Genomic DNA, 21856 nt, shown 5'->3' on the forward strand with positions numbered 1-21856 from the left:
TTTAAGTCGACTTAGATTGTAGAGGGGAATGAATAAAATATGACATTACGCTTTAGTGTACTCGCAAGTGGAAGTACCGGTAACGCCGTTTACGTAGAAACGGAACAGCAGCGTTTATTAATAGATGCAGGATTGAGTGGCAAGAAAATGGACGAGCTTTTTCAATCGATTAACCGTGATCCAAAAGACTTAACAGGGATTTTAGTAAGTCATGAACACTCTGATCATATAAAGGGAGTTGGCATTTTTGCCAGAAAGCATAAATTACCTATTTATGCGAATGAAAAAACATGGCAAGCAATGAATAGCCATCTTGGCAACCTAGCAAATGAGCAAAAATTCATTTTTGGAATAGATGAAGTGAAATCATTTGGAAACCTTGATGTTGAATCATTTGGTGTTTCACATGATGCGGCAGAACCGATGTTTTTCTCTTTCCATCATGAAGGGAAAAAACTAGTGCTAGCTACTGATATGGGCTATGTCAGTGAGAGAATCAAAGGGACAATTAAAGATGCAGATATGTTTATTTTTGAATCGAATCATGACACCAATATGTTACGGATGTGTAAGTATCCGTGGAGCATTAAGCGTCGCATTTTAAGCGATGTTGGTCATGTATCCAATGAAGATGCTGCCATGGCGCTTTCCGAATGTATTGGCGATAAGACCAGTCGTATTTATTTAGCTCATTTAAGCTTAGACAACAACTTGAAAGACTTAGCTAGACTTTCCGTTGAACAAGTGCTAAAAGAGCAAGGGATGGCTGTAGGAGAGCAATTTGAACTATATGATACCGACCCCCACCATCCAACAGCATTAGCTGTTGTTTCATAAGATGTAAACAACTACGATTTTTGTCTTATAGTCCCCACGTTTAGTGGGGTTTTTTTAGGGTAGACAATTATACGTAACAGGAAATTTAATAAAACGAGGGGTATTTTGTGCGATCCGACCCACAAGTATGAAAAAATAATTAAATCGCTTTTTTACAAGATTATCTGTCATGTTTGTTGGTAATTATATAAAAAGTATCAAAAATAAAGGGAAAGCGAGCAGGATACTAGTATTTCATGAAATAATTAATATAATAAAAATTATAAGCAACCCTTTTAGCGTAGCTACTGTTTTTCTACGATGCAGTAGTAATGCCAGTGCTTTACCTTTTTCGAACATTTAATTATACAGAAAAAAGGAAGGTGTCAATGTAATGGGATACTATGATGAGCATGTTGAAGAAACCGAAACCGAAACAGGAAGACGACGTCGTGGGCCCAATCGAGGATCAGGACTATCTGCTTTTATTGGAGCGGTAGTAGGTGGATTAGTCGTTTTATTTTCAATTCCACTTCTTTCAAATATTGGACTATTACCTTATCAAATTAATAATGATAGTGAGATTTCAGGAATCTCTGAAATAAACTCGCCACAAGAGGGACTTTCACAAACGGTTAATGTTGATGTGAATTCCGATGTCACTCAAGCCGTAGATAAAGTGTCAGATGCTGTAGTCGGTGTGATCAATATGCAACAATCAAGCCTTTTTTCACAAGAGGGAAATGAGGGCACTGGTTCGGGTGTTATTTATAAAAAAAGTGGCGATCGTGCGTATGTCGTTACCAACCATCACGTAATTGACCGTGCCAATGAAATTGAGGTTAGCCTATCTGATGGTACGCGTATTCCAGCAAAACTGTTGGGAAGTGATGTGATTACAGACTTAGCTGTTCTAGAGATTGATGGCAGTGACATTGAAGTAGTCGCTGATTTTGGAGGTTCTGATCTGCTTCGTGTAGGTGAACCAGCGCTAGCAATTGGAAATCCACTAGGGCTTCGATTCTCTAGTACAGTTACACAAGGTATTATTAGTGCAACGGAACGAAGCATTCCTGTTGATTTAACAGGAAATGGTCAAATTGATTGGTATGCAGAAGTCATACAGACAGATGCTGCGATTAATCCTGGTAATAGTGGTGGCGCTCTCGTAAATATTGAGGGTCAAGTAATTGGTATTAACTCGATGAAGATTGCACAAAGTTCGGTTGAAGGAATTGGTTTTGCGATTCCAACAGAAATAGCGATTCCAGTTATTGAAGATCTAGAAAGCATTGGAGAGGTAAGACGACCACAAATGGGTATAGGTATCCGCTCGTTAAGTGAAATTCCAAGTGCATACTGGCAAGAAACGTTGAAACTTCCTGAAGATATTAAAGGGGGAGTTGTGATTACAAGCGTTTCACCAACGTCTCCGGCGGATCGTGCTGGCTTACAAGACTACGATGTGATCGTTGAAATTGATGGACAAGAGATCAATGACGGGCATGATTTGCGGAAATACCTGTATACAGAACTTAAGATTGGTGACGAAATAGATGTAACCATTTATCGTAATGGTGCACGTGAAACCGTTCAGGTCCAATTAGCTGAGCAACAAAGCTTTTAAAGAGAAAGAAGCAGCGTCTCTGATGCTGCTTTTTTTTAGTATAAAATTAAACATTGAATGCGTTTCAATGAAGCATGTGACAGACTACTCAAGAGTGGCAAATGCGCGTCAAACGATGAGAAACCCACTTGTCGTTACTTAAGAAGCAGTGGTTCCGCTCATTGTTTATAAGAAAAGACGGCTAGCGCCGTTTTTTCTTACAAACAGCTGTTGATTACTTTTATCCACAATCGAATATATGGGTATGATATAATAGACACGCTAAAAAAGAAAGGACGATTAAAAATGTATTTTGCATGTAATGAACATATTGAATTAGCGATTGATATGACGGTAGACGAACAAGAATCAGCACCTATCGTGGATAAAGCAGGTACAAACAACGATACGTTATCCACAGTTTGTAGTTTTTGTGAAAACGATGCCATCTACAGGGTGAGCCCATAAAAAAATCAATGCTGTTGATATGTGGATAACTACTGTGGATAAGATTATAGGAGGTTATACACATTGTGAATATCCAGATTGTAACAGTGGGGAAATTAAAAGAAAAATATCTGAAACAAGGCATAGAAGAATACACGAAACGATTAAGTGCCTATGCGAAAATCGAAATGATAGAAGTAGCCGATGAGAAAGCACCAGAACAAGCAAGTGAAGCTGAAATGCTACAAATTAAAGACAAAGAGGGAGAACGAATTCTCGCAAAACTCCACCCCGATACGCATGTGATCGCTCTAGCAATAGAAGGGAAAATGCTTACCTCTGAGCAGCTTTCTAATAACATCGATAAGTTAGCAACATACGGAAAAAGCAAGATTGCCTTTGTGATTGGGGGATCACTTGGATTAAGTGATCATGTGCTGAAGCGGGCAAATGAAAATCTCTCATTTTCTAAGATGACGTTTCCACATCAATTGATGAAGTTGGTATTGGTGGAGCAGATTTACCGGGCATTTCGGATTTTGAGGGGTGAACCGTATCATAAGTAAATGAGGTTTTTATTCTTTAAAGTCAGTATTCAAGAGAAAGATGGAATGCGTATGTAACTACTACATATTTCTACGTCGTTCTTAAATTATACAGGAGAGTATTTTATAAAAAATATTTGCACTAGTTTAAATAAGAGGGGAGCACGGAAACTCCTTGAGCTATGTATCAAGAGTACAGAACCGTGTCATAAAAAACCCCATGGAAATTCAGGTTAAGAAGCACTGGAAAAACTTTCAGTTGAGATTAGAGACCAAAGAATAAAAAGACAAGCCTACCTATTTTTAATTAGGATTTGGCTTGTCTTTTTATATGTTTATTACAATCAATGAAAGAGGAAAAAATAAAAAATTAACTTAATTGTTTGTAAAGTAGGAGGGGCAACCTTTTCCTCTGTCCACGTATCTACAGCTCTCCCCCCACTTATTCCTGTAAAAACTATACTCTAAAGCCGAACCTACAGTAAAACCCAGTAGCAAGTATTCCCCCTCCTTATCATAAAATTAGATATAGATGCCATATATTGCTTGATGATTCCAAGAAAGAAGCGTTAGAGAAGAAATTTGTCGAAGAAACCATCTCTTCGAATCAATTGAAATGGGGAATGACATGATACAAGTAGCTGGAAGGCCGTTTTCATTAGATAGCACGATGGACTTCGGAAGGGTAGAAAGAGTAAACATTAAACAAATGCTTGATTCTCCTGAATTGTTTTCCTATCCTTCCATGAATGAACTTAGATTTGAAATCGACATTCGAAAAAATATTATGGAAAGCGCAAAAGAAATGAATGCAAGTCAAGTGTTTTACCATCTTTGAAAATGCTCGTTGTAATCCTTCATCCTGGACTTTAACGTATGCTGGAGGGTTTTTGTTAAGGTCAGGTGTCAAGCCATCTGACGCCATTCTAGACATTTATCGGAACGGCTCCCTTTATGCATTTGAATGCGCGACTGCAATCATTATTATCTATTACCAGGCCATCTTAAAAAGTATCGGGAGACGTCGTTTTGATGCTATTTTTCAAAACCTCTATTTATACAGTTGGCATACAGATCCTAACTTAGAATTAGACTCCTTCTATTCGAATCGTTTTTTGCCCGGGGATGTTGTGTATTTTAATAATCCTGATTTTTATCCAAATACGCCATGGTATCGAGGAGAAAACGCCGTCGTGTTAAGCGATGGAACGTTTTTTGGACATGGGTTGGGTATCATGACCGCTGAACAGATGATACAATTTTTAAATTCACAAAGGTTTCCAGAAAGTACACAGCCCGCATACTTAGCAAATGTAATCACAAGAATATCTGCAACGATGCATAAGCTTTTAACTTTACAAAGTGATCGCACCTCCTATAAAAATTTAAAAACTGTCATACACCATAATCTTTGTTCCATCTCCAGTATTCATTATCAGTTTTATCTGAATAAACATTAATGATTAATTTTTTGCCATGTTTGATTTTTTAATAAAAACGGTAACATCCACCCATTTAGTAGGCAGACAGGTTCATATTTCAACTAGGTGAGTATAATGTTGTGTAAATATACTAACCGAAAAGGAAGTGCTGAGAATATGTATGGTAATGTAAATGTACCGCCAAACATCCACCCTACTATGATGGCAGGAGCCAATGTACCGCCAAACATCCACCCTACTATAATGGCAGGAGCCAATGTACCGCCCAATATACCCCCTACTATGGTGGCTGGCGTAACGGATGCACCTTATACTGCCCCTGCTTATGGATATGGTTATGCCGCCGCTCCTACTCGTGGGCACGGCTTTATATTAATTGTTGTGTTGTTTATTTTATTAATCATTGTAGGAAGTAGTTCCTCTAAATGCTAATATAAGATCTAAGAGGGCGGTTTCTCTCGGTCAATGGTGAACTGAGTACCGACCCTTTCCTACATCTAATTACGTAAAATGAAATTATGTTAGACAAAAGGCTCAATCCATTCCACCGTCGTAATAGCGATCATCCTAAAACCAGTTCGTCATAAAGGTTTACACTAAAAGTCTACTAATAAGGGATTGGAGATTTAAGAAAATTCATTTTACAAGGAAAGCCAGTTGTTTAGGTCCGTATAAACAACTGGCTTTTTATTGTTCATGTTGTTTTTTAAGAAGTTTAGTATTCCATAAAATATGGTCCTTTAGTAGAAGAGTTTCCAATAGTAATTCCGTTTTCAAATGGAAAATCTAAATAAACCTCATTTAGATAGACTAAGGAGAACCGTATTATAAGTAAATGAGGTTTTTGTATTACCAACTTCATTTATTGATGAATGAAGTTGGTAAGGACAGAAAAGGCTGAAATAACTTTAGTATGGAAATTGGATATTTCAGCTCTTTATATATTCTCTTTAAGAAAGTGACTCCTTCGCTAGCTTATGAACCCGTGTTTAAGGGGAATTGGGTTTCTTTACAACATGAAAAACAAAACAAGCGATAAGATTGTATGGAAGAATTTATTGATGTGAAATTTTTCATTTGAATAGACTATAATGCTGTAGTGATAGGGAAAATCTGAATATAAACATAAAAAGCTCTAAGGTCATATTCAGAGCTTTTCATAATACCTTGGAACCCGCTTACTAACAGCACACACAATTTCATAATTAATCGTTCCAGTTGATTCGGCCATTTCATCAATAGGAAACTCAACACAATCTCCTATTTGGACATCGGAAGCCTCAGTGACATCAATCATCGTTTGGTCCATACAAACCCGGCCAATAATCTGTGCTTTTTTCCAACGGACAAACACGAAGCCATTGTTAGATAGTGCACGAGATAAGCCATCTGCATAGCCAATAGGCAAGGTGGCAACTGTGCGTTCAGCTGATAATGTATAGGTTCGGCCATAACTAATTGCTGATCCTTCTGGCAGCTTGCGTAAGGAAATAATACTTGAATAGAGTCGCATCGCTTGTTTAAGTTCAATTGGCATGTGGAGAGCTGCATCTGGTTTTAGCCCATACAAACTAATGCCAACTCGAGCCATATCCAGATGTTTGTCTCTGTGCAGAAGAGTCCCAGCGCTATTGCAACAATGTTTTATAGGGATAGTCATTCCGTTATTTTCTAGTGTGCGAATGAAGGCAATAAACCTATCAAATTGTTCATCTGTGTAAGAAGAATGAGGTACATCGGCTTCGGCAAAGTGAGTAAACACCCCTTCTACTTCGATATTTTCATGCTTAGAAAGTGGAATTGAGAGTTCTAGCAGTTCCTCTATTGTTTGTACGCCTATTCGACCCATGCCAGTTTCAGTCTTAATATGTACTTTGATAGGTGTCGTTTCAGTTCGTGCAAGCTCAAGTAGAGCATCGCGAACTTCAGTTGAAAACACCGTTAACGTGATGTTTTGTCTAATTGCCTCTTTAAGAGCTACTGGTGCGGTGTAGCCTAAAACAATGATTGGTGCCTCAATACCCGCTTCACGAAGTTCAATGGCTTCATCTAAAATAGCTACACCTAAGTAGGTAGCGCCACCACATAGAGCCGCTTTTGCCGATGCAACTGCTCCGTGTCCATACCCATCTCCTTTAACGACAGCCATTAATTTGCAGTCTGGTTTTAACCAAGCTTTGAAAGTAGCTGCATTTGTTTTAATGACCTCTAATGAGATTTGTGCATATGTATTTCTAAAACTACTTGTTTTCATTTGACGGACTCCCTTTACTTATGTTTCGTTCGTTTAATAGCCCCTCTCCATCATGAGACGGAGAGGGGCTATTTCATGCTATATTAAGGAGTCCCTAAGCTAGAAGTGTAGTTTTGCGAAGGGCATCCTCTACAGATAGTAATTCATATCCTAGATCACGAGCTACAGCATTATATGTAACAGCGCCGTTTGCAACGTTTACACCAAGAGCTAGTGCTGGATTTTCAGCTACTGCTTTTCCTACCCCTTTATTTGCGATTTGCAAAGCATAAGGAATTGTTACGTTTGTTAATCCAATAGTGGATGTACGTGGAACAGCCCCAGGCATGTTCGCAACGGCATAATGAACAACTCCGTGCTTCGTGTAAGTTGGGTTATCATGTGTTGTAATTTGGTCAACCGTCTCAATAATACCACCTTGGTCAATCGCTACATCAACGACAACAGAACCTGGTGACATTGACTTGATCATGTCTTCGGTTACAAGCTTAGGTGCTTTTGCTCCAGGAATTAAAACTGCACCAATGACAAGATCTGAGTCCTTAACCGCTTCAGCGATGTTTAGTGGGTTAGACATCAGAGTCTGGATGTCGTTACCGAATTGATCATCAAGCTGACGAAGACGATCTGCACTTAAGTCCATTAACGTGACATCTGCACCAAGTCCAATAGCGATCTTAGCCGCGTTTGTACCAACGACACCACCACCGATAATCGTTACTTTTCCACGTTTCACACCTGGGACACCAGATAGAAGAATACCTTTTCCACCTTTTGACTTCTCAAGGAATTGTGCACCGATCTGTGAGGCCATCCGACCCGCTACTTCACTCATTGGAGTAAGCAGTGGAAGTGTGCGATTTACTTCTACTGTTTCATATGCAATAGCAATGACGCCCCTATCAACTAGTGCTTTAGCAAGCTCAGGCTCAGCAGCTAAGTGTAGGTATGTGAATAGAATTAAGCCACTACGGAAGTAACCATACTCAGAGCTTAATGGTTCTTTCACTTTCATCACCATTTCAGCTTTTGCCCACACATCACTTGCTTCAGGAATAATTGCTGCACCAGCTGTCAAGTAATCTGTATCTTCAAAACCGCTCCCAATTCCAGCACCTTGCTCTATTAAAATTTCATGTCCACTCTTTGTAAGTGCAACAACACCAGCTGGAGTGATGGCTACACGGTTTTCATTATTTTTAATTTCTTTTGGAATACCAATAATCATTATGTCGTCCTCCTAAAAGGGATTTGAATTTGTTATATGTTAGTATAAATCCACAAATGGAGAAGCGCATTGTGTAAAAGATCAAATCTATAAACGTCTTTTTGTTGTTTTTAACAAATCGTTAGATTTGATAGTTAATGTTTACGAAAAAGCTTCATATCTAAATAGAGCCCAATTTTTTGTGCAGGATCTTTTAATTCAATCGCTGTAATTTCTTGAATCCGTTTCAAACGATAGTTTAGCGTGTTGACATGACAGTGGAGATCCTTAGCTGCCTCATTCATGTGCCCATCTTTATCAAGGATTACATCTAATGTTTCAAGTAAATTGGTGCGATTATTTAAGTCATAGGTTCGAAGTTTTTCAATCGCTGGATTAACACTTATGCCTTGTAATTCCTCCGTTTGTTTTAGGAGATCTATATAACGGAAAATACCAAGCTCATGATAGAAATTTGCTTCGGAAAGTTCTTTGGTAAATGTCTGTTTAAGAGCCATTACTTTGGTTGCTTCGTCATAACTTCTTTTAATCGATTCATAATTTTCATAGGCATAGCCACATCCAGAACAAATCTCAGAAATACCGAAGCGTTCTTTTACTTGAGCTTTAAATGTATCAATAAAATCCTTTATCTTCTTATGGAAATCATTTGTTTGAGACAGAGGAGATACAAGAAAAACGAGTTGATTCTCATCAACGGTTTGAATTAAGATATTTATCTTTTGCATCGTCTTTGCTATATAGGTTAATTTTTTATAGAGTTCATCATCCATCGAAGCAAATGTAAATAAAAGGATCGCTAACGGCTGTTTTGATTTCAAGCCAATTCTTGAGAGCTGATCTGCTATGATCATGTGATTTCTTTCATCTCCGGTAATCATTTGCCAGAGGAGTTCTTGATGATTTTTTTCTTTCTTTTTCTTTTGTAAATTGAGCTGAAGCAATTGATTTTTAGCTTTGCTAGCAGCTATTTTTAAGTCTGTGAGGTCTTCTTTCGTCAGGGTACGACCAACTTCCAGTACCCAAATATAACCAAGTACTTCGTTATTTTTACGGATAGAGACGGCTACTCGGTTACCTAACCCAATATCATTGATTTGAGGAATGACAATTGGTTCATCACTTTGGTTAAGCGCTGGGATGACGCCTTCTTTCCAAAAGCGGTTAATGACACGCTCAGGTACACGCCGTCCGATAATAGTCGAAATCCGAGCAACGTCTGTGCTGTTCGCATGCGAGCTATAGGCAAGGAGATGATGATTGGAATTTTCAATTGTTACAGGACATTGTAAGCGTTCGCTAATTGCATCAACAAAATCTTCTAACGAATCAAATTGACGATAGAATGATTGATTTTTTAATTCGTTCATATGTAAACACCTTCTTTTCTATAGTAAAAAAATAGTCTTTGTTTATAAAACACAAATAAAGCGCTTACAATTTGTGGATGTTTACAAACATAAGCTTCTTACATTATGTTAGAATAACACATATAAATGTATTATCATATATTGAAAGCGTTATCTATTAGGAGTGGTGGTATGGAGGTCTTAGAAATATTAGGGAAAATTAACAATGTATTATGGGGTCCACCGAGTTTAATTTTATTGTTTGGGACAGGCTTATTTTTAACTTTTGTTTTAAAAGGCTTGCAATTCCGCCGTCTCATCTATGCATTCAAAATTGGATTTGGGAAAGAGGATAGTAAGGATGCAGCTGCTGAAGGGGATGTAAGTCATTTTAAGGCCCTTATGACTGCACTTGCTGCGACAATTGGTAACGGGAACATTGCGGGTGTCGCAACGGCTATCACACTTGGTGGCCCTGGTGCCATCTTTTGGATGTGGATTGTTGGTTTACTAGGGATGGCTACAAAGTATGCAGAGGCCTTGCTTGCAGTGAAATATCGTGTAAAGAATGACCAAGGTGAATATTCAAGTGGTCCGATGTATTACATTGAACGCGGGCTTGGGAAAAAATATAAATTACTTGCTATTGCCTTTGCCTTATTTGGTGCGTTTGCCGCTTTAGGTATTGGAAACAGTGTGCAGTCCAATACCATTGCTGATGTAACAAGTAATAGCTTTGGAATGGCAAACTGGGTAACAGGCTTAATCTTAGTAGTGCTTGTTAGTGTCATTATTTTTGGTGGGATTCAACGCATTAGTACGGTCGCAAGTTTCTTTGTCCCGATTATGGCTTTCCTTTACATGGGTGGAGCTATATTAATTCTGATTTTAAATTTTGATATGATTATTCCAGCTTTTGAGCTTATTTTCCATTATGCCTTTAACCCTGTAGCGGCAGCCGGTGGTTTCCTAGGTGTTGTTGTCTCCGAGGCCATTCGTAACGGGGTTGCTCGTGGTATCTTCTCAAATGAGGCAGGTCTAGGTACTGCAGCGTTGATTGCTGGTAATGCACGTGCAGATCATCCTGTTAAACAAGCTCTTGTCGCGATGACTGGTACATTTATCGTAACAATTATTGTATGTACAATGACTGGTCTAACCCTTCTCATTACAGGTTTCTGGGATCCGTCTGGTGGCTTACTGTCTGGCGTAACTCATGAAGCATCACTTGAGGGTGGAGCATTAACGAGTGCAGCGTTTGCTTCTGTTCTTGGTGTAGCTGGTGAATATATTGTCTCCTTCTCGGTCATCTTCTTCGGTTTCTCAACGATTGTTGGTTGGTATGTATACGGGGAAAAATGCTTTGAATATCTAGCTGGATCTAAAGGAATTGCCGGTTACCGCCTTGTTTACATCGCCGCTTGTGGTCTTGGTACAGTTGCAAACCTTGCAACGGTCTGGGCATTTGCTGATATGGCGAATGCGTTAATGATGATTCCAAACTTAATTGCGCTTCTTCTTCTTTGGAAAGTCGTCGTAGCGGAGACAAATGATTATTTCACTAATTTCTATGAAAATGCGAAAATAGCGGGGTCTGTAGAGAAAAAAGTCGGCTAATAGCAATAAAAGGTTCTGCTACTTAGGCAGGACCTTTTTTCAAGTTGATGAAAGGGTAAAATACGTGGGACGTTAGTGAAATGTTGTATCTCAATCCCTTTTTAATGACAGATTTTCGGGTAGTATAGAAGTTATAATAAATTTGAATAGATATTCACTACTTTATCTACTATTTAACTGAACAAGCTCTTAAAGCATTAAAGTGACTTCTCAGTAAGTAGCCTTTCACAAAAGTGATCTTAACAAATTGATAGCTAACAGATTATATGACCGTTTTACTGACGGAATGTTCAATAGTGTCATGATTATCATAGTAACTAAAAAATGGATTGGAGATACTTGATATGAAATTACTTAGTGACAAGTCAAAAATGGATTGACCTGTTTTCGCAATTAGTGGAGGTTTACTGCTATTATTTGTTATAGCTTCATTTTTAATTTAGCTTGTTCTTTTAGATCGCTTTCGATATGTGCTGGTATAGGCACTAATTCAACGATTGCACGAGAACGTTCTATTGACATCAAGTCTTTTACAATTGATTGCGAGTAACTAAATTTAAGCTGGTACAAATCATTTCACCATCCTTAATATATTAATTAATAATCTAATTATACGCTATTGCTACGTTATTTGGGAGTTTTAATACGCTATTTATACGTTATTGATAAGTTAAAAGATAATAGAAACCTCATTTAGATTCATTACAGTGAATCGTACCATAAATAGGACAAAGCTGATAAAATAAAGTGACTTTAGAATGCAATTATTAAGGGTTATTAATAAGATTAATAAGATTAATAAGTAAGGGAGTAATAATATTGAAGTTTACCAGAATTTTATTATATGGTTTTGTATTAGCGAATATTATTGGTTTGCTTTATTGGATTACTATAATGCTAATAAACATATTTAATTAATATGATTTAGGAGTTACTAAGTAAATTTTCTTTTTTTGAAGGTGAAGAGGCGGTTGTTTCTCTTTTGTTTAGATTAATACCAAATAAAGTTTCTAAATTAAAATATTTATCAAGACTGAAGTAATAGATACTTTTTCTGAAAATAATTAATGAAAATGCATTTGTATAAAGGATAAGGCTAATTACATTCATGTTTCCAGAAAGGATAAAATTAATGTGCATAAAGAGACAAATAAGGATAGAAGGTATGGTGAATAAACCTACTATTAGAAATAGGCCAAGTATAATTTGAGCAATTGGTATAACATAGTTGAAAATCATCACATGCTCTAAAACTACATTCTCCACGAAAATTTTATAAAAGATTGGGACATTAGAATTTTGTAAGGAAGCCATCAGATACTCTCTCAAGAATAAACCAGGTTCTTTAAACCATGATTTTTCAGTAAGTTTAGTTACCCCTGCTAATAACCATCCTATTCCAAAAAGAAAACGCATTAAAACGATTAAAGCTGGAAACAATCTTATATTTTTTACAAATGTCATTTACTACTCCTCCTTAGTTCTATTTTTCCCTAAGTTATATTTTTTGCCATAGGGAAACTTTTTCGGTAAAAAAATTTGGGAAGTTCTTTTTTTAGGATAGAATTTTATTTCTTATTTATTTAATGAATCATATGCCTTATAGGTTAAAATGTTTCCTTTGTATTAAAAAGTTTACCAAATGCAAAAAATAATGTAAATAACTATTTACATATATGTGTTATTAAATGCATTCCGAGCTGATTATTTAGATCTCACAATATTGTTGGGATGCTAGTTATATGAATATAAAAACTTTATGTTTAGATGTTATTCGCTGAACCGTAACATAAATAGTGATAAAGCAACAATATGATTACCACTACCCGAATGGTAATCACATACCTGTCATAATCCTTGCTATGTCCAGATGCTTTAACAAGCAGTTCAAGATGTTGGTTAACCTAACGCTGGTTATAGCGTCAGGCACCTTTTATTAAGCAAGTCGTAGCCGATAGAAACGATATAAATTTTTAACTACTACCTTTAGTAAAGAATAGACAGGAATAGCAATTAAAATACCAATAAATCCATATAGACTCCCAGCCGCTAGTAATAATAATATAACGGTCAATGGATGTATTGATAGTTTGTTTCCGATGATTCGTGGCGAAACAAAGTTTCCTTCTAATTGTTGGACAATGATTAATAGAATCAAAATCTTGACGACCATAAAGGGGTCGTTCATAAGAGCGATCACAATTGCCGGTAGTATCGCTAACGCTGGACCTATAATCGGAATAACTGCTGTGATTACGACAATAAATGCTAATACTAAAGCATAGTCTAAGCCAATTATAAGGTAGCCAATGTACATTAGCACACCATTCACAACTGCAACGATCATTTGTCCGGAAATATATGTTGATAGTGTCTTATCCATATCATAAAGTAACTTTTTTCCTTCTTCCATATGTTTTTCAGGTAGGAAGTTTAAAAGAAAAGGCAATAACCGGTGACCATCCTTTAAAAAGTAAAACAAAATAAATGGAACAAGTATCATGACAGTTATAAAGTTAGTGAGTGTTGATAACATATTAGCTACATCATCATTTAAGTTTTCAATTTGGTTTCCTATGTAAGTAATGAGCTTTTGTTTTACTTCTTCATAAGAAAAAAGGCCAAAATTATTTTTATTAATAATTTGTTTTGTCTGTTCTTCATTTTGTTCTATTATTCCTGGAATCTCTTCTCCGAATTGTATAACCTGATTCTCAATGGTTCCACCTATAGCAAATCCTCCTCCAACCATCCCCCCTATTATTACTGAAAATACAAGTGAAATGGCTAATGTTCGCGGAATATATTTAGTTTTTGAAAGAAAATGGACGACTGGTTTTAATATATAGTACAAAAGGCCAGCAAAAATTAAAGGGAAAAAAAGGGTTGTAATGAAATGTTTAATTGGACTAACTATAAATTGAATTTCTCCTAATAAGTAGGTGATTAATAACACCAAAGCGATACCAGATACATATTTGAAGAATGGGTGTTTAATCCACATAATAGCCCCCCTAAGGTTGATTGACTTAGTTTTATGTTCCTTTCCCTTTCATAGAGTCAAATACACGTAAAAAGGCAAAATAACAAGGCATTTTTGAAATTAGGGGGGAGGAGAGAATAAGCAGAAGTAAGCATACCAAAAAAATTTCCAATTTTCATCTCATGGCTTATTGCAGCGTGAGTATGATCAAGCTTATTTTTTGTTTTTTCTTATAAATAGAATGGCAACTAAGTTTAATCGGATCATTGATGGGTACATAGCTATTAAACACATTGTTAATTTAATAATAGTTGGAGGAGGAATTCAAATGCTTTGGACAATTATTTTAGTGTTACTAGCACTTTGGTTAATAGGTGCAGTAGCAGGGTTTTTGGGGAATATTATTCATATCTTACTAGCGGTCGCTTTAATCCTAATTATTGTGCGACTTGTTCAAGGTAAGAAAATTCTCTAGAAAAAATTACATCGAATGAATGTCTTAGCACCAATCTTTACATGGTGCTTTTTCTAAACTTAAATCTCATAAAATGAATAGAGGAATTCAGATAAAGCGGACTTGTAATTTAGTCCTAGAATACATTCTACTTTTCTGCTTTTTTTATGGATACTCAAGCAATGTGAAAGTCATTTCGCTTCTTTCTATTTCATATGTACTGATGCTAGAAAACCGTTCATCCTATAGAACGCTTCTCTGGATTTATATGCTTTTCTTCTTTCCAATCGTTGGCTACATTTTCTTTATCTTCTCACTGGAGTAACCTTACCGAAACTCAACAAAGCTTATCACATTTAGCTCGGGTCAAATTGGTCAAGAAATCATTGATTTATTGTGTGAGAAGGCAAAGGATGGATAAGGAAGACTTACTCGATAGTAGTAGTTTTAACGGCTCCTTTATAAGGAACCACGGCTCATCTTAAGAACAAAGGAATCTTTTGCCCGTCTTTTTTCTCCTGTTTTAGGAGAAATGCTTTGGTTCCTGATCGCCGTTTTCGAAGGCTGTCAGGAACCTTGGCTTGACAATTCTTAAAGAACGTCATTAAGTTCGGTATCTGAATAGGTTGAAATTAACACGACCGCTTTTCCATCTCCAATATTTTTAACGAAATGCGGTACACTTGCGTTCCAACTGAAGGAATCCCCTTCTTCAATAATCATCGAGTCTTCGCCTTGCTCTGCAAAGACTTTTCCTTCTAATACTAAATGGCATTCCTCTCCTTCGTGGGCATTTGCTTCACCCATTGAAGCACCAGGAGGAAATTCAACTAGCATCATTCTTAGCCCACCTTTGGATGTTAAATGCTCTATTTTCAAGGTGTTAAAGGTAGAGTATGTTCTTTCAGTTTTTCTAACTACCCGCATATGCTGTTTCTTTTCTAACAATAAATAGGGTAAAGGTACATCAAGAAAACTTGATATTGTTTGTAACGTGTTTATCGATGGAGAGGTGTTATTGTTTTCGACATTGCTGATAAATCCTTTTGAAAGTCCAGTACCTTCACACATTTGAGCAATGGTGATTTTCTTCCTATTTCGTATCGCACGAATTTTTGATCCTAATTCCAAGTTATTCACCTCTAATGTTTCTTAATAAAAAACATAATTCTATCTTAGCAAAAAAAAGGTTGACAATCTACAACGAAAGCTGTTAACTTATAGATAATAAATATTCGTATAAAGAAACTAATTAAAGTCGTTATATGGTTATTTTTTTATCTAAAGTTTTCCTGTGTGGAAATTTTAGTCGCTTTGGCTGAATTGATTGTTAAAAACGATGCGAGTATTGGGCGGTTGATGTTAAAAATAATAAATTTGGAGGAGCTAAAATGATAAATAAATTTGAGGCAAGTACGTTGATGTTACGAGTTATTTTAGGAATGAGTTTTTTTATACACGGATTAGTTAAATTCCAAGGCGGAATTGAAAACATTGCTGGATGGTTTGATAGCATTAGCTTACCTGGTGGATTGGCCTATGTTGTAGCATTAATAGAGTTGGTTGGTGGATTCGCATTAGTCATTGGTTTAGGTACTAGGATCGTGTCTGTTTTATTATCACTAGTTATGATTGGAGCTATTTTTAAAGTGAAATTAGCTGCTGGTTTTTTAGGTGATGGGCAAACGGCTGGGTATGAATTAGATTTAGCTTTCTTAGCGATGGCTGTATTTATTGCCATCAATGGTAGTAAAATGTTTGCGCTTGATCAATTGATTTTCAATAAGCAAACGAATAAAAGTGAGAACAATAAAGTAGCTTAATATTTCTACTGAAAAAGATAAGACTTCAATTAGGCACTACTCTACAAGGAGTAGTGCTTTGTTTTTGTAAAAGGCGTAGAAATCCTAAATAAGTTACGGAGAACCTTCTCATAAGTAAGTGAGGTCTTTTACAGATACCACAAAACCCCTTGAATGATAATTTCTCAAGGGGGTTCATCTAAAGTATTAACTTTGTCTATAAACGAGACAAAGTAAACGGAATAAGGACCACTAACCAAGGAAGGATGGCCCAAATAAATGGCCAATCAGAGCCCCATATATTCCCGGCCAACCATTTAGCGATAAAATCGACTTTAAAAGGATCGACGGAGGAAAAGAGAAGGATCATGACACCTGATAGCGCCATAGAAAATCCAACACCTGTTAGCACCAAACGAACTGGTTGAAGACCTGTAGTTCTGCTATAGGAGAACAAATAGATAGCACAGGCCGTCAAAAGCAGAGACAAAGGCCACAACGGGTAGTAAATAAACAAACATCCCTTCTTTAATGAGAAAAAATAAAAAGTAAACGGCTACACCTACTCCAGCACCTGCGTTAATCCCAATGATGCCTGGGTCAGCTAAATCATTTCGGGTAATTCCTTGTAAAATAGCACCAGATAAGGCAAGTGCCATTCCTACTAATAGTGTAACGATGATTCTTGGTAACCGAACGGAATACAACACAAATTCCTCTTTAAAACAATTGATTAGATAAACTACAGTGTAAATGTACAGATCAAACAAGAAAAATTCATGAAAAAAAAGGTTATCAACCTTCTTTTCATGAATTTTAAGAATGCCCTACGTATCTCTTTTCCTGTAAAGCGCACCTCCAGTTTTGCCTTCATTGATAACACGGTCAATATCTAAATAGGGCTTGCCACGTATGGCTTCATTAGAAATGAATTTGTTAGTTTCCTTCTTATTATCTTTCATTAGATGACTACCTCCAAGGTAATAAAATCATTATGTTTGTGTAGTTTACCCAATTTATTGCTCCTTATTTTCTTAAGAGGGACAAATTCGAGTGATTTAATTGAAAATGAATTAATCGTATGAATACTTTTTAGTTTTGTGCAGTTAGAAGCGAATTTAAGGTCACTTATTACAAATGATCGATAAAAGCGCATAAAGTATTTTGTCACTATTTTTGAAATTAAGTAATGAATCATTGATTGATGCGAAAACGTGAAAAATAGGGGGCTTTGTGTGGTATTTCTAGGTTAATAAAGAGAGAAGTGGGTATTATAAATAAAAGAAATTATTCGGTAACACTTTGAAGATGTCATTGTATAGACATTGCATTGAGAAGTATCATAAAATGGTAATACATGTAGACTTATGATAGTATTTACAGCAGCATAGAAAGAGGAAGTGAGCTTAAGTGATAAACATAACGATTCCAACACCGAATGTCACCATTACGAAACAGGATAATCCAGAGTTAAGTAATATTTATGGATTTACTGACTTTCACCTAATTCCTAGAGATAAGGGTGGTATTTTTATGTTTTATAACGACAACAAGGAACTATTGTTTGTTGGTAAGGCAAGGAAGTTAAGACCAAGAATAAAAAAACATTTTGAGGATAATGTATCCGCGATTAGAATGCATAGAGATGAAGTTACTAAAATTGACGTTTGTTTGATTGAAGATCCTGTTGATAGAGAGATCTATGAAACGTATATTATTAATGAACTCAAGGCAAAACACAATGTAGATAAAGTATTTTTTAGATAAAACCAATAATATAAAAGCAATGAGTGCAGTCACGTTAGACGATGCTTATTGCTTTTTTGTTATCGAAGCGTAAGTAATGTCCTAAAAAGTATGACGATTCAACTACACACTTTCTTCCCTCCCTTAATAAAAGGAGGAAGTCGGGTGGTTACTACCGTGTTTTGTAGATGGACTGCTTGGTTTCCTTTAGCAGAAACGTTGAGGATAACAGCAAAAAGGTCTGGCCTAAGAAAATTCCCTTCTTAGATCAGACCTTTAAACGTCAAAATCGTATAAATTTTTACGTGCTTGGAACGGAACTTTTCGTTTTTGCTTTATAAATTTGATATAAAAGTAAGGCGAAAACAGATAAAACGATTCCTAAAATATAAGGTAGCCCAATCGCAATCGTAAAGAGCCAACCTCCAAGTGGAGGACCGATGATTCGACCAAGTGAATCAAAAGAAGATAATAGCCCTGTTGTACGGCCATATCCGGTTGGTGATGCTTTTGTTAGCAAGGATGAAACACTCGGGCGAATAAAGCCGTTACCGACCCCGAAAATCGTCAAATAAAGAGCGGCCGTTAAAAAACTATCAACCAATAAAATAAGGGAAAAGCCTACGGCAGAAATCACAATCCCAATCTGAATGACTAATCCTTCGCCATATCTCTTCGTTAATCTTCCTACAAGTCCACCCTGTACAATCGCTCCTGAGAGCCCCATTATCATAAAGATGTAACCTAGCTCGACAGCTCCTAAATTAGCTCTCTCATAAGCAAAATAAGCAAAGGTCGCTTCTAGACCAGCTAATGACAAAGAGACAAACCATTGCAGAATGAAAAGAATGGAAACAGGACCTTTAAGAGCATGGAGCAAGGGAGTTCTTTCTTTTAACTGCTTGTTGCGTTGTTCCGGACTTAAAGATTCCTTTAACACGAACATGACAAATAGAAACGTAATAATAGACAATGCACCAGCTATGTAAAAAGGGATGCTTAAACCAGACTGAGAAAAGATTCCGCCTATAGCCGGGCCTAAAACAAATCCTAAACCGATAGCGGCCCCAATGATTCCCATCCCTTTCCCACGGTCTTCCTCTGATGTAATATCTGCTACATACGCCATAACAGCTGGCATATTAGCAGAAGAGAAAAATCCTCCGATGATCCTTGCCGCAAACAGCATCCATAGGGTGGAGGAGACGGCCATTAAGAAAAAGGATAATGCCAATCCAAAAATACCAATCATCATCACAGGCTTTCGCCCAATTTGGTCAGAGACTCGTCCCCACATCGGCGCAAATAGAAGTTGCATGACAGAATATACGGCCATTAATAACCCTAATTGTGTCGGAGAAGCGCCTATTTCTTCTACGTAAAACGGCATCACAGGAATAATGATCCCAAACCCGACCATGACGAGAAACATAACGGCAAATAAAACAGGTAATGCTTTTTTTGTTTCCAATATAATGTTCACTCCAGATTCCTTGCTGATTTTTGGTGTTTTAATGTTGTTATTTTAACATATTACAACGCTTTCTGTTGTGTAATAAGTGTAGCGGGTAGGGATGAGATGTCGACTGTAAGATTTTTAATGATATTTGAGTGACTCTATCCGATCAATTTTATATTCGTTTTAGATAGTTCAAGAAAAAATCCTCTTTTTTACTATAACAGCAAAATTCCAAATTCCTAGGTTTTTCCGTCCCATATAATAAAGTCGTAGTGACATTCCTCACAGTTTTCTGACTACTGTAATGATATTCTTGGGATAGATAAACTTACGAAATAGTCGAAAAATAAGGAAGGATTTTCTAATGACTAATTTAAACGGTAAGATTGCGATTGTAACAGGTAGAAACACATGAACTGTCTACTGAAGACTACAAAAAAGTCATTGCAGTTAATCAAGATGGTGTATTCTATGCTGCTAAATATGCGATTGTGGAAATGCTTAAAACAGGAGGCGGTTCTATAATAAACACTTCTTCTATTTTAGGTACCGTTGGTCAAGCTGGGGTATTTGCCTACAATGCCAGTAAAGGCGCTGTAAATATTTTAACAAAGTCTTTTGCACATGAGTATGCGGGGAGAAATATTAGAGTGAACGCTGTTTGTCCTGGTTATGTAGAAACTGGAATGGTTAACAAGGAAGCACTTGGCGACTATTATGATGGCCTTGTTGCAAACCATCCAGTTGGTAGACTTGGCAGTGTGGATGAAATTGCCCATGCGATGGTGTTTTTAAGTGAGAACGACTTTGTTACGGGTACGGTTTTAATCATTGATGGTGGATATACAGCTCAATAGTAAAAAAAGTGGAGTAAATAACCGGAAAAAGCACCTAGGAAACGCAGCTGAAGCTGAGTATGTGTGTTTATATGGCTAAAGATTAATAGAATAGCTTGAAATTTCAAACCTAAATAGATTAGCAAAGGCATCTTGCCTTTGCTTTCACTCTGAGTAATTGTAAGTTGGTAGAACCCTTGACAGATGAAATGTATGCGCTTTGTGTTGAAGTAAGGCTTAAGTTAGTTTATAAGGTTTGAGAAGGCTTCAAAGGAGAGGAAGACAGCCAAGAATTAGTGAAAAGCATAGGAGCGGTCGTTAAAGAAGAGGAATAAAGCCCGGAATCAGTGAAAAAGAGAAGGAGCGGTCGTTAAAGAAGAGGAATAAAGCCCGGAATCAGTGAAAAAGGAAGGAGCGGTCGTTAAAGACTGGGGATAAAGCCTAAAACCAGTGAAACCGTGCAAGCAGTAATGAAAAGATGAAAGGAATCTAAGAAATGAGTAGGAACACCGCTTTTATATTACTGATTAATCAATATTTACATAATAAGAAGCTTTGCCTTTACCTGTAGGTTTAAAGTTGTTCGAAAGAATCTTTTGAATGATTTTCTTAGAAAAAATCTTGTTACACCACTCATAAATAATGTTGGTAGTTATTTTGCTAGTTGGAAAAATAAGTTTATATTCTTCAACGGCCCGTAATACAGCGGTATCTTTTTCCTCTCCACCACCGCAGACAGAACATAGTAAAGTATAAGTAAAGGTAGTATAAAATGTTTGACAAATAGGACAACAAATACCTTTTTCAAGTTGATCAAAGTGATAGTCAGGTAACCGCAAGTAAGGTGTCTCGTTTAAATGAGTAGATAATAGTTTTTCTGCTATCTTTGTAGCCTTTTTCAAGATTCACATAATTATTTCTTTCTTTTGCTAACAGCTTCATACGGACATTTAAAGATTTAAGAATTTTTAATTGTAAAGACTCATAGCGAGGCCTTCATGATCAATACCTTCTCCTCCAATCTTTTCCTATTAAGTAAATGATATATGTTATTTGCAAGATTAACAAGAATTTAATAGGAACGTTCATCTTCAACCCAACTCTCCAAGTAAAGGTTATAGTTGATAGCTTGGATGAGTCTTTAATACTATGAAATATCGATTTTATGATACATAGATACGTTGAATATAGTATGAAAGACTTGCTCTCTAAGTTTAATGACAGAAAAAGGGCGGTCTTCTCTTTTTGAACAAGCTCGAAGCAAATCGATAC

19 protein-coding genes and 3 pseudogenes are annotated in these 21856 nt (G+C 36.6%); 11 read left to right on the top strand and 11 right to left on the bottom strand.

The window, feature by feature from the left end:
- Positions 1-39 precede the first annotated feature (39 nt).
- The 6 genes and pseudogenes from LDX58_RS11160 (at position 40) to LDX58_RS26270 (ending at position 5288) form a co-directional block, all read left to right on the top strand.
- The gene (locus tag LDX58_RS11160) at positions 40-837 is read left to right on the top strand and encodes an MBL fold metallo-hydrolase (protein ID WP_227936922.1); all 798 of its coding nucleotides are present in this window, start codon (positions 40-42) and stop codon (positions 835-837) included.
- Between the two features lie 373 nt (positions 838-1210).
- Positions 1211-2443 (top strand): S1C family serine protease, encoded by a 1233-nt coding sequence (locus tag LDX58_RS11165; RefSeq protein ID WP_227936923.1) that lies wholly within the window; start codon positions 1211-1213, stop codon positions 2441-2443.
- Positions 2444-2728: 285 nt separating this feature from the next.
- Positions 2729-2890, top strand: a complete 162-nt coding sequence (locus LDX58_RS11170; protein WP_227936924.1) for a CxxH/CxxC protein — start codon at positions 2729-2731, stop codon at positions 2888-2890.
- A gap of 65 nt (positions 2891-2955) precedes the next feature.
- Positions 2956-3435, top strand: coding sequence for a 23S rRNA (pseudouridine(1915)-N(3))-methyltransferase RlmH (rlmH, locus tag LDX58_RS11175; protein ID WP_227936925.1), 480 nt, complete (start codon positions 2956-2958; stop codon positions 3433-3435).
- A gap of 649 nt (positions 3436-4084) precedes the next feature.
- Positions 4085-4874: pseudogene (locus LDX58_RS11180) on the top strand (protein-glutamine gamma-glutamyltransferase).
- Between the two features lie 96 nt (positions 4875-4970).
- Positions 4971-5288, top strand: coding sequence for a YjcZ family sporulation protein (locus LDX58_RS26270; RefSeq protein ID WP_289623492.1), 318 nt, complete (start codon positions 4971-4973; stop codon positions 5286-5288).
- Positions 5289-6003: 715 nt separating this feature from the next.
- On the opposite strand, the gene alr is transcribed toward LDX58_RS26270, so the two are convergent.
- From alr to LDX58_RS11200, 3 genes are all read right to left on the bottom strand, one after another.
- Positions 6004-7110 (bottom strand): alanine racemase, encoded by a 1107-nt coding sequence (alr, locus tag LDX58_RS11190; protein ID WP_227936926.1) that lies wholly within the window; start codon positions 7108-7110, stop codon positions 6004-6006.
- A 94-nt stretch (positions 7111-7204) separates the two neighbouring features.
- Positions 7205-8338 (bottom strand): alanine dehydrogenase, encoded by a 1134-nt coding sequence (ald, locus tag LDX58_RS11195; protein ID WP_227936927.1) that lies wholly within the window; start codon positions 8336-8338, stop codon positions 7205-7207.
- 134 nt (positions 8339-8472) lie between these two features.
- Complete coding sequence (locus LDX58_RS11200; protein ID WP_227936928.1) at positions 8473-9708, bottom strand: PucR family transcriptional regulator; 1236 nt, start codon at positions 9706-9708, stop codon at positions 8473-8475.
- Between the two features lie 171 nt (positions 9709-9879).
- On the opposite strand from LDX58_RS11200, the gene LDX58_RS11205 reads away from it, so the two are divergent.
- Complete coding sequence (locus LDX58_RS11205; protein ID WP_227936929.1) at positions 9880-11304, top strand: alanine/glycine:cation symporter family protein; 1425 nt, start codon at positions 9880-9882, stop codon at positions 11302-11304.
- Between the two features lie 420 nt (positions 11305-11724).
- Here LDX58_RS11205 and LDX58_RS11210 read toward each other — a convergent pair whose 3' ends face one another.
- The 3 genes from LDX58_RS11210 to LDX58_RS11220 all read right to left on the bottom strand — a co-directional run bounded on the left by LDX58_RS11210 (position 11725) and on the right by LDX58_RS11220 (position 14308).
- Positions 11725-11874 (bottom strand): hypothetical protein, encoded by a 150-nt coding sequence (locus LDX58_RS11210; RefSeq protein ID WP_227936930.1) that lies wholly within the window; start codon positions 11872-11874, stop codon positions 11725-11727.
- A gap of 354 nt (positions 11875-12228) precedes the next feature.
- The gene (locus tag LDX58_RS11215) at positions 12229-12768 is read right to left on the bottom strand and encodes a DoxX family membrane protein (RefSeq protein ID WP_227936931.1); all 540 of its coding nucleotides are present in this window, start codon (positions 12766-12768) and stop codon (positions 12229-12231) included.
- A gap of 472 nt (positions 12769-13240) precedes the next feature.
- Positions 13241-14308 carry an AI-2E family transporter gene (locus LDX58_RS11220; protein WP_227936932.1) on the bottom strand — a complete coding sequence of 356 codons (1068 nt, stop codon included), beginning with the start codon at positions 14306-14308 and terminating at the stop codon, positions 13241-13243.
- Between the two features lie 307 nt (positions 14309-14615).
- Between LDX58_RS11220 and LDX58_RS11225 the strand changes: the two genes are divergently transcribed.
- Positions 14616-14762 carry a lmo0937 family membrane protein gene (locus LDX58_RS11225; RefSeq protein ID WP_227936933.1) on the top strand — a complete coding sequence of 49 codons (147 nt, stop codon included), beginning with the start codon at positions 14616-14618 and terminating at the stop codon, positions 14760-14762.
- Positions 14763-15332: 570 nt separating this feature from the next.
- Here the strand turns inward: LDX58_RS11225 and LDX58_RS11235 are convergent.
- Positions 15333-15872 carry a helix-turn-helix domain-containing protein gene (locus LDX58_RS11235; protein ID WP_227936935.1) on the bottom strand — a complete coding sequence of 180 codons (540 nt, stop codon included), beginning with the start codon at positions 15870-15872 and terminating at the stop codon, positions 15333-15335.
- 260 nt (positions 15873-16132) lie between these two features.
- Here LDX58_RS11235 and LDX58_RS11240 point away from each other — a divergent pair, with 260 nt between their 5' ends.
- Positions 16133-16564 carry a DoxX family protein gene (locus LDX58_RS11240; RefSeq protein ID WP_227936936.1) on the top strand — a complete coding sequence of 144 codons (432 nt, stop codon included), beginning with the start codon at positions 16133-16135 and terminating at the stop codon, positions 16562-16564.
- 208 nt (positions 16565-16772) lie between these two features.
- On the opposite strand, the pseudogene LDX58_RS11245 reads toward LDX58_RS11240, so the two are convergent.
- Both LDX58_RS11245 and LDX58_RS25930 read right to left on the bottom strand, forming a co-directional pair.
- Positions 16773-17268, bottom strand: a pseudogene (locus LDX58_RS11245) (FecCD family ABC transporter permease); the annotation flags it as partial.
- Positions 17269-17370: 102 nt separating this feature from the next.
- Positions 17371-17505 carry a hypothetical protein gene (locus tag LDX58_RS25930; protein ID WP_265416648.1) on the bottom strand — a complete coding sequence of 45 codons (135 nt, stop codon included), beginning with the start codon at positions 17503-17505 and terminating at the stop codon, positions 17371-17373.
- A gap of 448 nt (positions 17506-17953) precedes the next feature.
- Between LDX58_RS25930 and LDX58_RS11250 the strand changes: the two genes are divergently transcribed.
- The gene (locus LDX58_RS11250) at positions 17954-18310 is read left to right on the top strand and encodes a nucleotide excision repair endonuclease (protein WP_227936937.1); all 357 of its coding nucleotides are present in this window, start codon (positions 17954-17956) and stop codon (positions 18308-18310) included.
- Positions 18311-18590: 280 nt separating this feature from the next.
- Here the strand turns inward: LDX58_RS11250 and LDX58_RS11255 are convergent, their stop codons facing one another.
- Positions 18591-19760, bottom strand: coding sequence for an MFS transporter (locus LDX58_RS11255; protein ID WP_227936938.1), 1170 nt, complete (start codon positions 19758-19760; stop codon positions 18591-18593).
- Between the two features lie 395 nt (positions 19761-20155).
- On the opposite strand from LDX58_RS11255, the pseudogene LDX58_RS11260 reads away from it, so the two are divergent.
- Positions 20156-20605, top strand: a pseudogene (locus LDX58_RS11260) (SDR family NAD(P)-dependent oxidoreductase); the annotation flags it as partial.
- Between the two features lie 506 nt (positions 20606-21111).
- Here the strand turns inward: LDX58_RS11260 and LDX58_RS11265 are convergent.
- Complete coding sequence (locus LDX58_RS11265; protein ID WP_227936939.1) at positions 21112-21486, bottom strand: hypothetical protein; 375 nt, start codon at positions 21484-21486, stop codon at positions 21112-21114.
- Positions 21487-21856 lie beyond the last annotated feature (370 nt).

Source organism: Alkalihalobacillus deserti (assembly GCF_020734105.1).
Lineage (GTDB): Bacteria > Bacillota > Bacilli > Bacillales > Bacillaceae_D > Halalkalibacter > Halalkalibacter deserti.

What these genes read in the sequence shown, in the direction of transcription:
- ald (WP_227936927.1), bottom strand. Translation starts at nt 8,338, where the DNA reads ATGATTATTGGTATTCCAAAAGAAATTAAAAATAATGAAAACCGTGTA.
- LDX58_RS11205 (WP_227936929.1), top strand. Translation starts at nt 9,880, where the DNA reads ATGGAGGTCTTAGAAATATTAGGGAAAATTAACAATGTATTATGGGGT.
- LDX58_RS25930 (WP_265416648.1), bottom strand. Translation starts at nt 17,505, where the DNA reads ATGAAAGATAATAAGAAGGAAACTAACAAATTCATTTCTAATGAAGCC.
- LDX58_RS11215 (WP_227936931.1), bottom strand. Translation starts at nt 12,768, where the DNA reads ATGACATTTGTAAAAAATATAAGATTGTTTCCAGCTTTAATCGTTTTA.
- LDX58_RS11160 (WP_227936922.1), top strand. Translation starts at nt 40, where the DNA reads ATGACATTACGCTTTAGTGTACTCGCAAGTGGAAGTACCGGTAACGCC.
- LDX58_RS26270 (WP_289623492.1), top strand. Translation starts at nt 4,971, where the DNA reads ATGTTGTGTAAATATACTAACCGAAAAGGAAGTGCTGAGAATATGTAT.
- LDX58_RS11170 (WP_227936924.1), top strand. Translation starts at nt 2,729, where the DNA reads ATGTATTTTGCATGTAATGAACATATTGAATTAGCGATTGATATGACG.
- LDX58_RS11165 (WP_227936923.1), top strand. Translation starts at nt 1,211, where the DNA reads ATGGGATACTATGATGAGCATGTTGAAGAAACCGAAACCGAAACAGGA.
- LDX58_RS11220 (WP_227936932.1), bottom strand. Translation starts at nt 14,308, where the DNA reads ATGTGGATTAAACACCCATTCTTCAAATATGTATCTGGTATCGCTTTG.
- LDX58_RS11225 (WP_227936933.1), top strand. Translation starts at nt 14,616, where the DNA reads ATGCTTTGGACAATTATTTTAGTGTTACTAGCACTTTGGTTAATAGGT.
- LDX58_RS11200 (WP_227936928.1), bottom strand. Translation starts at nt 9,708, where the DNA reads ATGAACGAATTAAAAAATCAATCATTCTATCGTCAATTTGATTCGTTA.
- LDX58_RS11240 (WP_227936936.1), top strand. Translation starts at nt 16,133, where the DNA reads ATGATAAATAAATTTGAGGCAAGTACGTTGATGTTACGAGTTATTTTA.
- alr (WP_227936926.1), bottom strand. Translation starts at nt 7,110, where the DNA reads ATGAAAACAAGTAGTTTTAGAAATACATATGCACAAATCTCATTAGAG.